The organism is Micromonospora sp. NPDC005194 (assembly GCF_040608335.1).
GTDB lineage: Bacteria > Actinomycetota > Actinomycetes > Mycobacteriales > Micromonosporaceae > Micromonospora.
The window spans coordinates 80,112-95,056 of sequence record NZ_JBEXIA010000026.1 but is presented as its reverse complement, the minus strand read 5'-3'; the positions used below and the strand labels follow the sequence as shown (position 1 = coordinate 95,056).

Sequence of the window (14,945 nt, the reverse complement as noted above, 5' to 3'; positions counted from 1 at the left end):
CAACCACACCCTCACCCGCACCGCCCTACGCGCCACCCAGGCCGGCAGCTACGACGTCATCCACGCCCACGACTGGCTCGTCGCCCACACCGCGACCACCCTCGCCGAACACCTCGACCTGCCGCTGGTCACCACCATCCACGCCACCGAGGCGGGCCGGCACCAGGGCTGGCTGCCCGAGGAGATGAACCGCACCATCCACGGTGTCGAGCACTGGCTCAGCGGGTCCTCCACCCGGGTGATCACCTGTTCGGGTTACATGCGCGACCAGGTCAGCGCGCTGTTCGACGTGCCGACCGGGCTGGTCGACGTGGTGCCCAACGGGGTCGACGACCGGGCCTGGCGGGCCCGCCCGCGCGCGGTCGCCACGGCCCGCGCACGGTTCGCCGCGGACGGCCCCCTCGTCGGGTACGCCGGACGCCTGGTGTACGAGAAGGGCGTGCAGCACCTCGTGCACGCGGTGCCCCGGCTGCGCGAGCGGCACCCCGGCCTGCGCGTGGTGATCGCCGGCGACGGCCCGTACCGCCCCGAGTTGGAGGCCGAGGCCCGCCGCCTGGCGCTCGGCTCGACCGTCCGCTTCACAGGCTTCCTCGACGCCACCCAACTACCGGCGGTGCTCGGCGCGACCGACGCGACGGTGGTCCCCAGCCTCTACGAGCCGTTCGGCATGGTGGCCCTGGAAGCGGCCGCGGCCGGAGCGCCGCTGGCGGTGGCCCGCACCGGCGGCCTCGCCGAGATCGTCGAGTCCGGCGTGACCGGTGTGACGTTCCCGCACAGCGACCCGGCGGCCCTCGCGGGCGCGGTCGACCAACTGCTCGATGACGAGGTCTTCGCCCGGCGGGTGGCCCGACGGGCCCGCAGCATGGTCGGCGAGCGGTACGGCTGGGCCAGCATCGCGGCCCGCACCGCCGCCACCTATGCCACCGCCCGTCGCGAACACGGCCCGCTCCAGGCCCGGCGGGCCGCCGCCCGACTGGCCGGCGGGCGTGACCGGATCGCCATCCCGGAGGGCAATCTGCTCGCCGCCGCCGACCACGCCGCCTGCTGAGCCAAGTCGGACGACCGATAGGTGACTTCCGATCCGCTGGTTAGGGTGTACCTCGGACAGCGGCTGAGGAGGAGCGTGCGCAGGTGCTGATCGCCGGTCGGTACCGGCTGCTCGACCTGGTGGGTCGCGGGGGCATGGGTCGGGTGTGGCGAGCCCGCGACGAGATGCTGCACCGCGAGGTCGCGGTCAAGGAGGTCGTACCGCCCAGTTGGCTGGCCGACCACGAACGGGCCGAGCTGCGCTCGCGCACGCTGCGGGAGGCGCGCGCCGCGGCCCGGCTCAACCACCCCGCCGTGGTCCGGCTCTACGACGTCGTCCCGGTCGAGGGCAGCCCGTGGATCGTGATGGAGTACGTCCCGTCGCGCACCCTGCAGGACGTCATCGACGCCGAGGGGCCGCTGGATCCGGCCCGCGCCGCCCGGATCGGCCTGGCCCTGCTCGGCGCGCTGGAGGCCGCGCACACGGCCGGAGTGCTGCACCGCGACGTCAAACCGCAGAACGTGCTCGTCGCCCACGACGGACGGGTGATGCTCGCCGACTTCGGGTTGGCCACCTTCGACGGCGGGGACGGCGCGATGACCCGCCCCGGGTTGGTGCTCGGCTCCCCGCAGTACGTCTCCCCGGAGCGGGCCGCCGAGGGGGTGTCCACGGTGGCCGCCGACCTCTGGTCGCTCGGGGCCACCCTGCACGCCGCCGTGGAGGGCCGCTCCCCGTACGCCCGCAGCAACGCGATGGCCACGCTCAGCGCCCTGGCCGCGGGCCCACCCGACCCGGCCCCGCACGCTGGACCGCTCGCCCCGGTGCTCGCCGGGCTGCTGCGCCGCGACCCGCGCGACCGCCTCGACCACGACGGGGCCCGCCGGCTGCTCACCGCCGCCGCCACCGGCCATCCCAGCCCGCCGACGCACTCGCGGGAAGCCGCAGCCGACGCCCAGACCCGCTCCTCGCCCGCGACCGGCTCCCCGGCCCCAACCGGCTCCTCGGCCTCGACCGGCTCGACCGGCTCCTCGGCTGCGACCGGCTCCTCGGCCTCGGCGGCGTCCGCCTCCGGGGAACCGGCCGACCAGGACGTCACCATCGCGCTGCCCGAGTCCGACCCGACCGCCACCACCAGCGGCAGCGAGGCCGTTCCACCGGGAAACGCTGCGACCGACGCCCGCCCGAGCGGCGAACCGGACGTCCGGGCCTCGGCGGATGCGACAACCCCCGCCCCTGCGACGTCCGAGCGACTGGGCGGACGACTGGGCGAGCGGCCGACGGCGCGGCGGGCCGCGCTGGTCGTCACCGCGCTGCTCGTGGCCGCCGCGGCTGGCGTGGGCACCGCGCTGGCCGTCGCCGGTGACGCCCCGACCGACACCGCCGGGCGGTCCACCGCGACACCTGCGGATCGTCCGAACGACGCCAGCGGCACGAACGGGGGCTCCGGCGATGACCGGGGCGGCCTGTACGGCGGTGGCGGGCCCGGCGGGCCGTACGGCGGTGGTGGCCCCGGCCGGCCCGGCCCGCCGCCGAATGGCCGCGACGTGCCCCCGCCGCCGTTCCCCTGCGTCCATCCGGACGTCGCGGGGCCGCCGGTCGCGGCCGGGTCACCCCTGCCGGGCGAGCGGTTGCGGCCACCCACGGGTTGGGTCTGGCACGCCGACAGCACCGGCTTCCGGGTCTCCGTGCCGGCGACCTGGCACTACTCACGCGAAGGCGCGGTGGTCTGTTTCCAGGACCCGGCCACCGGTCGGGCGTTGAGCGTCGCGCAGGGTGCGGAGGCCGACCCGCTGACCCGACTGCGGTCGGCCCGCGACGACGCGGCCCGGGTCGGGGCGCTGCCGAACTACGACGAGATCCGGCTCGCCGCGGGCGGCGGCGGCGCGGAGTGGGAGTGCCGGTGGACGGCCCCGTACGGCCCGGTGCTGCACGCCCGGCAGGAGGTCCTCCCGGACGAGCGCTGGACCCTGGGCTGGATCACCGACGACCGGGACTGGACGGCCGCCGACGCGGACTGGACGACGGTGCGAGAGAGTTTCCGACCACCCCGCTGACCTGCGCCGTATGGCCCTGCTCGGCCCTCCGTCCGGCGTGGATCGAGGCCGCTCAGCGGATGAGAAAAGCCGCGTTGGTGGCTATCGTGTAACTCGGGGTGACCGAGGGGGAGCGACCGTGCAGCAGTTGCTGATCGCGGGTCGGTACCGGCTGCTCGACCTGGTCGGCACCGGCGGGATGGGCCGGGTATGGCTGGCCCGCGACGAGATGCTGCACCGGGACGTGGCGGTGAAGGAGGTCGTGCCGCCATCCTGGCTGGCCGAGGCCGAGCGCGCCGAACTACGACTGCGGACGATGCGCGAGGCCCGCACGGCGGCCCGGCTCAACCATCCCAACGTCGTGCGTCTCTACGACGTGGTGCACGACCGGGAAAATCCGTGGATCGTGATGGAGTACGTGGCATCCCGGTCGGTGCAGCAGATCATCAACACCGAGGGCCCGCTGAGTCCACAACGTACCGCCCGGATCGGGCTGGCCGTGCTCGCGGCGTTGCGGGCGGCGCACAGCGCCGGCGTGTTGCACCGCGACGTGAAGCCGCACAATGTGCTGGTCGCCGACGACGGGCGGGTGGTGCTCACCGACTTCGGGCTGGCGACCTTCGACGGCGGGGACGGGGCGATGACCGGCCCGGGCCTGGTGCTCGGCTCGCCGCAGTTCGTCGCGCCGGAGCGGGCCCGCGAGGGCGTGTCGGATCCGCGTACCGACCTGTGGTCGTTGGGCGCGACGCTCTACGCCACGGTCGAGGGGCAGTCCCCGTACGCCCGGTCCAGCGCGATGGCGACGCTGAGCGCGCTGGCCACCGAACCGCCGGATCCGATGCGCCGGGCCGGCCCGTTGCGTCCGGTGATCACCGGCCTGTTGCAGCGCGACCCCTGGCGGCGGTTGACCGCCATCGAGGCCGAGCAGCTGCTGCGCGCCGCGGCCGCCGACCGCGACCGGCCAGCCGGGCCGGCTCCCACCTCGGCGGTGGCGGCGGTCCGCAGCGCGGGCCGGTCGGCAGCGTCCACCCCGGTCGGCCCGGCGGGTCCGCCGGACGACGCGGCGCCGCCGATCCGCCCGCCGACGGCCCGCCCGAACGGCCGACGCCGACGGCTGATCGCACTCAGCGGCGCGGCGACCGCCGCCGTCCTGCTCGTCGCCGGGGGTGTCACGGCGACGCTGCTCAACCACCAGGACGAGCGGATGCCGCCGTCCGGCGCCGGAGGTGGCGCGACCGCCACCCGACCGGCCGCGTTCGCCTGCGCGGCACCTCCGCCGCCGACGGCCACCCCGGTGCCGTCGGCGTCGCCGCCCAGCGACGCGCGGTACGGGCTGCGGGACGGTTGGACCTGGCACGTCGACCCGACCGGCTTTCGCATCGCGGCGCCGGTGGCCTGGGCACGCTGGACCGAAGGGGCGGTGACCTGCTTCCGGGAGCCCAGCGGGGCCCGGGTGCTCAGCGTCGAGGCGGGGCCGCCGCAGGTCGATCCGGTGGCGCACTGGAAGGCCGAGGAGAAGCGGCTCGTCGCCGGTGGCGCGCTGCCGGGCTACCGCAAGGTGGACATCTCGGCGCTCGACGTCTTCGACGGCGGGGCCCTCTGGGAGTGCAGTTGGGAGAACGCCGCCGGTGAGCGGGTGCACAGCATCCGGCTGCTCGCCAACACCTCGGCCGGGCGCGCCTACACCGTCTCGTGGTTGACAAAAGAGTTCGACTGGCAGGTCAACGCGGCATACTTCGTGATGATCCGGCAGAGCTTCACGCCCACCCTCTGACACTGTCCGATATGGACCGCATGACTGACGCCCCTGCGACACCGGCGCTGGCTACAGTGGCGTAGTTTTGGCGCTCAAGATCCCTGGGGAGGGTGAGCCGAGATGATGGGACCGTCGCACGCGCTGTCCGGCGCGGCGGTATGGCTGGCCGGGTCCTGGGCGCTGGACCAGTTCGCCGACTACCACCAGTCGCCGCTGGCGCTGGCGGTGGGCACGGCGGTGTGCGCGGGCGGAGCGCTCTTTCCCGACCTCGACCTGTCCGGCAAGGTGACCCGCAACCAGGGTGGCGCCACCGTCGCCCGTACGTTCGGGGTCTTCTCGCTCTTCGTCGCCGAGGTGATGGAGAAGATCTCGCTCGGTGTCTACTACGCGACGAAGCTCAGCAAGGATCCGCGTCGCAACAACGGGCACCGGACGCTCACCCACACGCTTCCGTTCACGCTGCTGGTCGGCTGGGGCACCACCGCCCTCTGCGCCGCGTACGGCAAGTGGGCGGTGATCACGATCCTGTTCTTCATGTTCGGTCTCGCCCTGCGCGGGCTCTTCGACGAGTGGGCCGAACGGGCCGGCTGGGTGATCGTGACGCTCGCGTCGGCCGGCGCGGCCTGGTTCACCTTCGCCAACCTGCCGGGTGGGCGGGGCTACCCCCTGATCGGCACGGCCGTCGGGGTGGGCTGCTTCGTGCACATCCTCGGCGACATGATCACCAGAGCTGGGGTGCCGATCCTCTGGCCGATCCCGATCCGCCGACGCATGTGGACGATGATCGGCCTGCCCAACAGCATCGCGCTGCGGACCGGCAGCAAGACCGAGGTGGTCGTGCTGCGCGCCGTGCTGACCGTGGTCTCGGTGCTCGCCACCGCCGGCCTGGTCGCGCCATCGGTGCTGCAACGGTTCAACATCGACGTATGACCCACGCCGACCCCGCGTCACCCCCGGCGGAGAGCCCGCCGTCACCGCCGGCCGAGGACGCGCGGGTGCCGGAGTTCTGGCGCGCGCTGGGACTTCCCGGACTGGCGGACGTGCACGTGCACTTCCTGCCGCCGAGGCTGCTGCGCCGCGTGTGGGAGTACTTCGACGCCGCCGGGCCGCTGGTCGGCACCGAGTGGCCGATCCGCTACCGGTGGAGCGACGCGGACCGCGTCGCCCACCTGCGCCACCTCGGGGTACGGGCGTTCAGCGCGCTGGCGTACCCCCATCGACCGGGCATGGCGGCGGACCTCAACCGCTGGACGCTGCAGTTCGCTCGGGACACCCCGGGCTGCCTGCCCTCGGCGACCTTCTTCCCCGAGCCCGGCGCCGCCGCGTACGTCGAGGCCGCGCTGGCCGACGGAGCCCGGCTGTTCAAGGTGCACGTGCAGGTCGGCGGCTTCTCCCCCACCGACCCGGCACTGGACGAGGTGTGGGGGACGCTGGCCGACGCCGAGGTGCCGGTGGTCGTGCACGCCGGGCACGCCCCGGTGGGGACGACACACACCGGGCCCGCTCCGTTCGCCGACCTGCTCGCCCGGCACCCCCGGCTGACCGCCGTGGTGGCGCACCTCGGCGCGCCGGACTACCGGGCCTTCCTCGACCTCGCCGAGGCGTACGAGCGGGTCCGGCTGGACACCACCATGGCGTTCACGCCGTTCTTCGACCGGTTCGTGCCCTTTCCCGCCGACGAGTTGCCCCGACTGCGCGACCTGGGCCTCGCCGGCAAGGTGCTGCTGGGCAGCGACTTCCCCAACATCCCCTACCCGTACGCCGACCAGCTGACCGGGCTGGCCCGGCTGGACCTCGGTGACGACTGGCTACGCGCGGTCTGCTGGAACAACGCCGCCACCCTGTTCGACCTGCCGTAAAGCGCCCCAGCCGGGGCCGCCCCAGCCGGGCCAGTGGGCCCGACTTGTTTTCGACATCGGCTATTGACGTCGCCGTAACAGGTGGCCTAGCGTCTGTCGAAACGCTTCGTCGAAACGCTTCGACGATCATTCGGGAGCGATCCCACGCCGGGCCGGAGGAGGTGCGCGGTGGCCACGATGCACGACGTCGCCCGCCTTGCGCAGGTCTCGGTCAGCACCGTGTCGTACGTGCTCACCGGCACCCGGCCGATCTCCCAGGCCACCCGGGACAAGGTGCTCGCCGCGATGGCCGAGCTCGACTACCAGCCCAACGCCATGGCCCGCGGGCTGGCCAGCCGGCGCAGCCGCATCCTGGGCCTGCTGATGCCGATGGACGAGCGCGGCCTGGGCGCGACCGAGACCGCGTTCGTCACCGGCGCCGCCGCCGCGGCCAGCGCCGTCGGCTATCACCTGGTGCTCTCACCGGTCGGCGGGGGCAACCTCGACGACCTGCGGCGGCTGGCCAGCCAGCGGATGCTCGACGGCGTCGTGCTGATGGAGGTGCAGCTCGCCGACGAGCGGGTCACCGTGCTCCAGGAGGCGGGCGTGCCGTTGGTGCTGATCGGGCGCACCGGCGACACCACCGGGCTCTCCTACGTCGACATCGACTTCGAGCAGACCGTGCGGGAGGCCGTCGCGCACCTGGTCGGCCTGGGACACCGCCACATCGTCTACGTCAACCACTCGGCCGCCACGCTCGCCAGCGGCTACGGTCCCGCGTTGCGCACCCGGGACGCGTTCGTCACGGCGATGACCGGGCACGGCCTGGAGCCGGTCATGATTCCGGCCGAGGACAGCGCGGCCGGTGGGCGGGCCGCCCTGGCCGCCGCGTTCGCGCGGACGCCGGAGCTGACCGCCGTGCTGGCGATGAACGAGACCGCGATCTTCGGCATCCTCGGCGAGCTGACCGGACGGGGGCTGTCGGTTCCCGACGACGTCTCGGTCGTCTCGATGGTCACCTCGCCACAGGTCGCCGAGTTGGCCACCCCGGCGCTGACCGCGATGACGTCGCCCGGGTCGACCCTCGGCCGGATCGCGATCGAGGCGCTGGTGCGCCACCTGGACGGGCCCGGCCACGAGCGCCACCAGCAACTGCTGCCGTGCGCGCTGGAGATCCGGGGATCGACCGCCGGGCCACGTCGGCCGGCACGAGTCACCACCGAACCGTCCCCGACGGGCGGGGGCTGACCAGCGAAAACGGCCCGCCGCCGCGCGGCAACGCGACGACGGACCCAGTGAAGTACCGGGCTCGATACTCAACGAGGAGGATAGCAATGCAGCGATTCCGCCGGATCGTCGCGGCGATCGCCCTGGCGGCGACCGCGACGACCACCGTGGCCGCGTGCGGCGGCGGCGAGAGCGAGGACGACAGCGGGGCCAAGACCCTCAAGCTCTGGCACTACGAGAGCGAGAACAGCGCGATGGGGGTCGGCTGGAACCGGGCGATCGAGATCTTCAAGGCCGAGCACCCGGGCGTCGAGGTGCGCTTCGAGCGCAAGGCGTTCGAGCAGATCCAGCAGAACGCCGGCATGATCATCAACTCGTCCGAGGGCCCGGACATCATGGAGTACAACAAGGGCAACGCGACTGCCGGCCTGCTGTCGTCGCAGGGTCTGCTCACCGATCTGAGCGCCGAGGCCGACAAGCGCGGCTGGGCCGGCAAGCTCAGCCCCAGCCTCCAGACCACCGCCCGGTACAGCGACAAGGGCGTGATGGGGTCGGGCAACTGGTTCGGCGTGCCGAACTACGGCGAATACGTCACGGTCTACTACAACAAGGACCTGTTCGACCGCAACGGCGTCAAGGTGCCGACCAGCATGGCCGAGATGACCGCCGCGATGGACACCTTCGTCGGCAAGGGCGTCACGCCGCTGGGCATGGCCGGCGCGGAGTACCCGGCCGGGCAGCTCTTCTACCAGTTGGCGCTCTCCAAGGCCGACCGGCAGTTCGTCGACAACTACCAGCTCTACAAGAACCCGGTCGACTTCAAGGCCGACCCGCTGAAGTACGGCGCGGACACCTTCGCCGAGTGGGTGCGCAAGGGCTACGTGGCCAAGAACTCGGCGAGCCTCAAGGCCGAGGACATGGGCACCGCGTTCATCGCCGGCAAGACCCCGATGATCGTCTCGGGCAGCTGGTGGTACGGCCGGTTCAAGACCGAGATGAAGGCCAACTGGGACACGTTCCTCTTCCCCGGCAACACCCTCAACGCCGGCTCGTCGGGCAACATCTGGGTGGTCCCGTCGAACAGCAAGGCCAAGAGCCTGGCGTACGACTTCATCGACATCACCCTGCGTCCGGAGATCCAGGACCTGATCGGCAACAACGGTGGCGTCCCGGTCGCCGCTGACGCGTCGAAGATCAGCGACCCGAAGGACCGCAAGCTGATCGAGGACTTCAACACGGTCAGCAAGCAGGACGGCCTGGCCTTCTACCCGGACTGGCCGGTGCCCGGCTACTACGACGTGCTGGTCGGTGGCTTCCAGGGCCTGATCAACGGGTCGAAGTCCCCCGACCAGGTGCTCGACACGATCGCCAAGCCGTACGCCGATGGCGTCAAGGAGATCACCGGCAAGTGACACGGCGAGCGGCGGGCACGACCGGCACGACCGGCGTGCCCGCCCGCCCCGCCGGGAAGGATCTTCCATGGCAGTCTCCGAGACCGTCGCCGCCCCACACCCGACGGCGACCCCCTCCCCGCGCAAGCCCCGCCGCGGACCGCGCGGCCGCAACGCGGCGTACTGGCTCTACCTGCTCCCCGGAGCGGTGCTGTTCGTCCTGGTCATCGGCGCGCCCCTGGTCGGCACCGGTTACCTGTCGCTGACCAAGTGGTCGGGCATCGGCGACCCCACCTTCGTGGGGTTCGACAACTACCAGCGCCTGCTGCACGACGAGGTGTTCTGGGCATCGTTCCGCAACACCATGGCGATGATCGTCGCGATGGTGGTGGTGCCCACCCTGCTCGGGCTGCTGCTCGCCTCGGTGCTCTTCGACGTCATCGGGCGCCGGTTCAAGCCGCGTACCGCCGCCGCGCTGCGGGCCGCGTTCTACCTGCCGCAGGTGCTGCCCGTGGTGGTGGCCGGCATCGTCTGGGGTTGGATCCTGCGCCCCGACGGCGCGTTCAACAGCCTGCTCGACGCGGTCGGCCTCGGCGCGCTGCGCCACGACTGGCTCGGCGACCCGGGCACGGCCCTGCCGGCCGTCATGGCGGTGATGATCTGGGTGCAGATCGGCTACCCGGTGGTCGTCTTCATGGCGGCGTTGCAGCGGGTCGACCCGGAGCTGTACGAGGCGGCCGAGGTCGACGGCGCGAACTGGGTGCACCGGTTCCGGGCGATCACCCTCCCGCAGATCCGGCCGGAGACCTTCGTGGTGGCCCTGACCTGCACCATCGCCGCGCTGAAGGTGTTCGGGCCGATCTTCGCGCTGACCCGCGGTGGCCCGGAGAACGCCACCAACGTGCCGTCGTACTTCGCGTACTACACGTTCTTCAAGAAACTCCAGGTCGGCTACGGCTCCGCGATCTCCACCGTGCTCACGCTGATCATCGTCGTGGTGGCCGTGGTCTTCATCTGGATGCAGGCGCGCAGCGAGCGCCGGGACCGGGGGTTCTGACATGGCCGTGACGCTCACGCCGGTGCCCACGCCGGCGCACCGGCCCGTCCGCGACCGGCACCACCGCGGCGTCAGCCGCTGGGGCGTGCTCGTCGGAGTCACCCTCGGCGCGCTCGTCATGCTGGTGCCGTTCGCGTTCATGCTGCTCAACGCGTTCAAGTCGCCCGGCGACTACTCGTCGGGCGGGCCGCTGAGCTGGCCGGGCGAGTTCTACACCAAGGGTCTGCGGACGTACTGGACCGAGGTGAACTTCCCCCTCAAGCTGTGGAACTCCGCGCTCATCGCCGGATCCGTGGCGGTGCTCGGCGTCGTCGTGTCCCTGCTCAACGCGTACGCCCTGGGCATCGGCCGGGTCCGCGGCCGGCTGTGGATCGTCGGGTTGTTCCTGCTGGCCAACATGCTGCCGCAGGAGGCGCTGATCTACCCGCTCTACTACGTGGCGAAGGAGATCGGCCTCTACAACACCCGGCTCTCGGTGATCATCATCTTCACGGTGATCCAGAGCGCGTTCGGCACGTACCTGCTGGCCTCGGTCCTGGGCACGTTCCCGCGCTCGCTGCTGGAGGCCGCCGCGCTCGACGGCGCCGGCAAGTGGACGGTGCTGTGGCGGGTGGTCTTCCCCAACCTGCGGCCCACGCTCGCCGTACTCCTCATCTTCTTCTTCATCTGGACCTGGAACGAGTTCCTCATCCCGCTGGTCATGCTCATCGACAACCAGACGCAGACCATCCCGGTCGCGCTGGCGTCGTTGCAGGGCGACCGGTTGATGGACGCCCCGACGACCAACGCCGGCGCGTTGATCAGCCTGGTGCCGGCCATCCTCTTCTTCCTCATCTTCCAGCGCACTCTGGCGCGCGGCATCACGGCAGGAGCCGAGAAGTGAAGTTCACCGACGGGTACTGGCAACTGCGCCCGGGGGTCAGCGTGCTGCGCCCCGGCACAGTGGAATCGGTCGAGCCGGACGAGCGCGGCTTCACCGTCTTCGCGCCGGCCGGTCAGATCACCGGTCGGGGCGACACCCTCAACCGGCCCGTCGTCACCGTCCGGTTCTTCTCCCCCGCCCCCGGCGTCGTCGGGGTGACCATCGGTCACCACAGCGGCGGGCTGCCCCGCGAGCCGCACTTCGGGTTGGCCACCGACGACGCGCACCCGGTCACCGTCGACATCACCGGCATCACCGCGTCGCTGACCACCGGCGAACTGACCGCCCGGGTGGCGCTCATCGACGGCTGGCGGGTCGAGTTCCTGCACGGCGACCGGTTGATCACCGCCTCCACCGCGCGCAGCGTCGGCATCGTCACCGACGGCGAGGGCCGCCGGCACGTGCACGAGCGGCTCGCCCTCGGCGTCGGCGAGACGGTGTACGGGCTGGGCGAGCGATTCGGCCCGTTCGTGAAGAACGGCCAGACCGTCGACATCTGGAACGACGACGGCGGCACCGCCAGCGAGCAGGCGTACAAGAACGTGCCGTTCTATCTGAGCAGCGCCGGCTACGGGGTCTTCGTGGACCATCCCGAGCACGTGTCGTTCGAGGTCGGCTCGGAGGTCGTGGCGCAGAACCAGTTCAGCGTCGAGGGCCAGTCCCTCACCTACTACGTCATCGACGGGCCCACCCCCAAGGACGTGCTGCGCCGGTACACGGCGCTGACCGGCCGGCCGGCCCGGGTGCCCGCCTGGTCGTACGGGTTGTGGCTGTCCACGTCGTTCACCACCTCGTACGACGAGAAGACGGTGACCGAGTTCGTCGACGGAATGGCCGAGCGGGACCTGCCGCTGTCGGTGTTCCACTTCGACTGCTTCTGGATGCGCCAGTTCCACTGGGTCGACTTCGTCTGGGACCCGGCGACCTTCCCCGACCCCGAGGGGATGCTGCGCCGACTGCACGAGCGCGACCTGAAGGTGTGCGTCTGGATCAACCCGTACATCGCGCAGCGCTCGTACCTTTTCGAGGAGGGCCGCCAGGCCGGTTACCTGGTCCGCAACCCGGACGGGTCGGTCTGGCAGTGGGACAAGTGGCAGGCCGGCATGGCGCTCGTCGACTTCACCAACCCGGACGCGGTCCGCTGGTTCACCGGCAAGCTCAAGGTCCTGCTGGACATGGGCGTCGACTGCTTCAAGACCGACTTCGGCGAGCGCATCCCGACCGACGTGGTGTGGCACGACGGCTCGGATCCGCAGCGGATGCACAACTACTACTCCTACCTCTACAACAAGGCCGTCTTCGAGCTGCTGGAGACCGAGCGGGGCGAGGGCGAGGCGGTGGTGTTCGCCCGCTCGGCCACCACCGGCGGGCAGCAGTTCCCGGTGCACTGGGGCGGCGACTGCGAGTCGACGTTCGTCGCGATGGCCGAGTCGCTGCGCGGCGGGCTGTCCCTGGCGTCGTCCGGTTTCGGCTACTGGAGCCACGACATCGGCGGCTTCGAGGGCACCCCCGACCCGGCCGTCTTCAAGCGGTGGATCGCCTTCGGCCTGCTCTCCTCGCACTCCCGGCTGCACGGCTCCGGCTCGTACCGGGTGCCGTGGGCGTACGACGAGGAGGCCGTCGACGTGCTGCGGCATTTCACCCGGCTCAAGCTGAGCCTGATGCCGTACCTGGCCGCCGCCGCGCAGGAGGCGCACCGCGACGGGATCCCGATGATGCGTCCGATGATCGTGGAGTTCCCGGACGACCCGGCCGCGGCGCACCTGGACCGGCAGTACATGCTCGGCTCCGACGTGCTGGTCGCGCCGGTGCTCAGCGCCGACGGCCAGGTCACCTTCTACGTGCCCGCCGGCACGTGGACGCACCTGGTGACCGGCACGCAGCTCACCGGCCCGGCCTGGGTGACCGAGAAGCACGAGTTCGACAGCCTGCCGGTGCTCGCCCGGCCGGGCGCGGTGATCCCGTTCGGATCGCGCTCCGATCGGCCCGACTACGACTGGGCGGACGGTGTGCAACTGCGCCTCTACGCTCCGGCGGAGGGACAACGGCAACGGGTACGGATTCCGTCGCCCGGCGAGGGGCCGGGCGCGGAGTTCGAGGTGAGCTTCCGCGACGGCGTGGCCACCGCGGAACTGGTGGCGGGTGACTCGTCGGCGTACCACTGCGTGGTCGCCGGGACGGAGGTAGCAGGACGATGACGGCACGCACCTTTCCGGAGAGCTTCCTCTGGGGTTCGGCCACGGCGGCGTACCAGATCGAGGGCGCGGCCACCGAGGACGGCCGAGGGCCGTCCATCTGGGACACCTACAGCCACACCCCGGGGCGGACGCTGAACGGCGACACCGGTGACGTGGCCGCCGACCACTACCACCGCTGGCCGCAGGACCTCGACCACATCGCCGAGCTGGGCCTGGGCGCGTACCGCTTCTCGATCTCCTGGCCGCGGGTGCAGCCGGGCGGATCCGGCCGGTTCAACCAGGCCGGCCTGGACTTCTACTCCCGGCTGGTCGACGGCCTGCTGGAGCGCGGCGTCCGCCCGGTCGCCACCATGTACCACTGGGACCTGCCGCAGGAGCTGGAGGACGCCGGTGGGTGGCCGGTGCGGGACACGGCGCTGCGCTTCGAGGAGTACGCGTCGGGGATCGTCGCCGCGCTCGGTGACCGGGTGCACACCTGGACCACGCTGAACGAGCCGTGGTGCTCGGCGTACCTGGGCTACGGCTCGGGCGTGCACGCGCCGGGACGGACCGAGCCGGCGGCCGCGCTGGCGGCGGTGCACCATCTGAACCTCGCGCACGGCCTGGCCGGCCGGGTGGTCCGGGAATTGGCCCCGACCGCAGAGCTGTCGGTGACGCTGAACCTGCACGTGATCCGCCCGGCGTCGGACTCGGCGGCGGACGTCGACGCGGCCCGCCGCATCGACGCGCTGGCCAACCGGGCGTTCCTCGGCCCGATGCTGAACGGGGCGTACCCGGCCGACCTGCTGGCCGACACGGCGGGCGTCACCGACTGGTCGTTCGTGCACCAGGGCGACGAGAAGGTGGCCGCCGTTCCCCTGGACGTGCTGGGCGTCAACTACTACTCCAGCACCCTGGTTCGCGCCTGGGACGGGCACTCGGCCCGCTCGGACGCTGACGGTCACGGCGCGTCGGCACACTCGCCGTGGGTCGGCGCCGACGACGTCGACTTCCTGCCGCAGCCCGGCCCGTACACGGCGATGGGTTGGAACATCGACCCGCCGGCCCTGACCGAGCTGCTGCTGCGGCTGGGCCGGGAGTACCCGGGGCAGCCGCTGATGATCACCGAGAACGGCGCGGCCTTCGACGACGCCGTGTCGGCCCACGGCCGGATCCACGACGACCGGCGGATCGACTATCTGCGCCGGCACATCTCCGCCGTGGCGGACGCCCGCGAGCAGGGCGTGGACGTGCGGGGCTACTTCGTCTGGTCGCTGTTGGACAACTTCGAGTGGGGTTACGGCTACGACCGCCGGTTCGGGGTCATCCGCGTCGACTACGACACGCAGGAGCGCATCTGGAAGGACAGCGCGCACTGGTACCGGCGACTGGCCGCGACCGGCGAGCTGGACCAGCCCGCGGAGTAACGGCTTGCCTCCCCACGCCGCGCCCCGGCTCCGCACGCCCCCAGCCAAGATCCGTACCGCAGCCTAACCAAGATCACTCAATCATCCGTG

11 protein-coding genes are annotated in these 14,945 nt (G+C 71.9%); all 11 read left to right on the top strand.

Going from position 1 to position 14,945, the window contains the following annotated elements; all coding sequences use genetic code 11:
- The coding region (locus ABZU53_RS21780; RefSeq protein WP_355067172.1) for a glycosyltransferase family 4 protein at positions 1 to 1,048 on the top strand (1,048 nt) is incomplete at its 5' end.
- Between the two features lie 83 nt (positions 1,049 to 1,131).
- Complete coding sequence (locus ABZU53_RS21775; protein ID WP_355067171.1) at positions 1,132 to 3,081, top strand: protein kinase; 1,950 nt, start codon at positions 1,132 to 1,134, stop codon at positions 3,079 to 3,081.
- 118 nt (positions 3,082 to 3,199) lie between these two features.
- A complete protein-coding gene (locus tag ABZU53_RS21770) occupies positions 3,200 to 4,834 on the top strand; it encodes a serine/threonine-protein kinase (RefSeq protein ID WP_355067170.1) in 1,635 nt (544 codons plus the stop codon).
- Positions 4,835 to 4,936: 102 nt separating this feature from the next.
- Positions 4,937 to 5,746, top strand: a complete 810-nt coding sequence (locus tag ABZU53_RS21765) for a metal-dependent hydrolase (RefSeq protein WP_355067169.1) — start codon at positions 4,937 to 4,939, stop codon at positions 5,744 to 5,746.
- On the top strand, positions 5,743 to 6,675 hold the full coding sequence (locus ABZU53_RS21760; RefSeq protein ID WP_355067168.1) for an amidohydrolase family protein: 933 nt from the start codon (positions 5,743 to 5,745) through the stop codon (positions 6,673 to 6,675). The genes ABZU53_RS21765 and ABZU53_RS21760 overlap by 4 nt, the downstream gene beginning before the upstream one ends.
- Before the next feature lie 177 nt (positions 6,676 to 6,852).
- Positions 6,853 to 7,902: a LacI family DNA-binding transcriptional regulator gene (locus ABZU53_RS21755; RefSeq protein ID WP_355067179.1), complete on the top strand. Its 1,050-nt coding sequence runs from the start codon at positions 6,853 to 6,855 to the stop codon at positions 7,900 to 7,902.
- 86 nt (positions 7,903 to 7,988) lie between these two features.
- Positions 7,989 to 9,293, top strand: a complete 1,305-nt coding sequence (locus ABZU53_RS21750) for an extracellular solute-binding protein (protein WP_354858366.1) — start codon at positions 7,989 to 7,991, stop codon at positions 9,291 to 9,293.
- Positions 9,294 to 9,360: 67 nt separating this feature from the next.
- Positions 9,361 to 10,329, top strand: a complete 969-nt coding sequence (locus ABZU53_RS21745; RefSeq protein ID WP_355067167.1) for a sugar ABC transporter permease — start codon at positions 9,361 to 9,363, stop codon at positions 10,327 to 10,329.
- A 1-nt stretch (position 10,330) separates the two neighbouring features.
- Entirely contained in the window at positions 10,331 to 11,212 is an 882-nt protein-coding gene (locus tag ABZU53_RS21740; protein ID WP_355067166.1) for a carbohydrate ABC transporter permease, read from the top strand.
- Positions 11,209 to 13,449, top strand: coding sequence for an alpha-xylosidase (gene yicI, locus ABZU53_RS21735; protein WP_355067165.1), 2,241 nt, complete (start codon positions 11,209 to 11,211; stop codon positions 13,447 to 13,449). The genes ABZU53_RS21740 and yicI overlap by 4 nt, the downstream gene beginning before the upstream one ends.
- A complete protein-coding gene (locus ABZU53_RS21730) occupies positions 13,446 to 14,855 on the top strand; it encodes a GH1 family beta-glucosidase (protein ID WP_355067164.1) in 1,410 nt (469 codons plus the stop codon). Before yicI ends, ABZU53_RS21730 begins: the two co-directional genes overlap by 4 nt.
- Positions 14,856 to 14,945 lie beyond the last annotated feature (90 nt).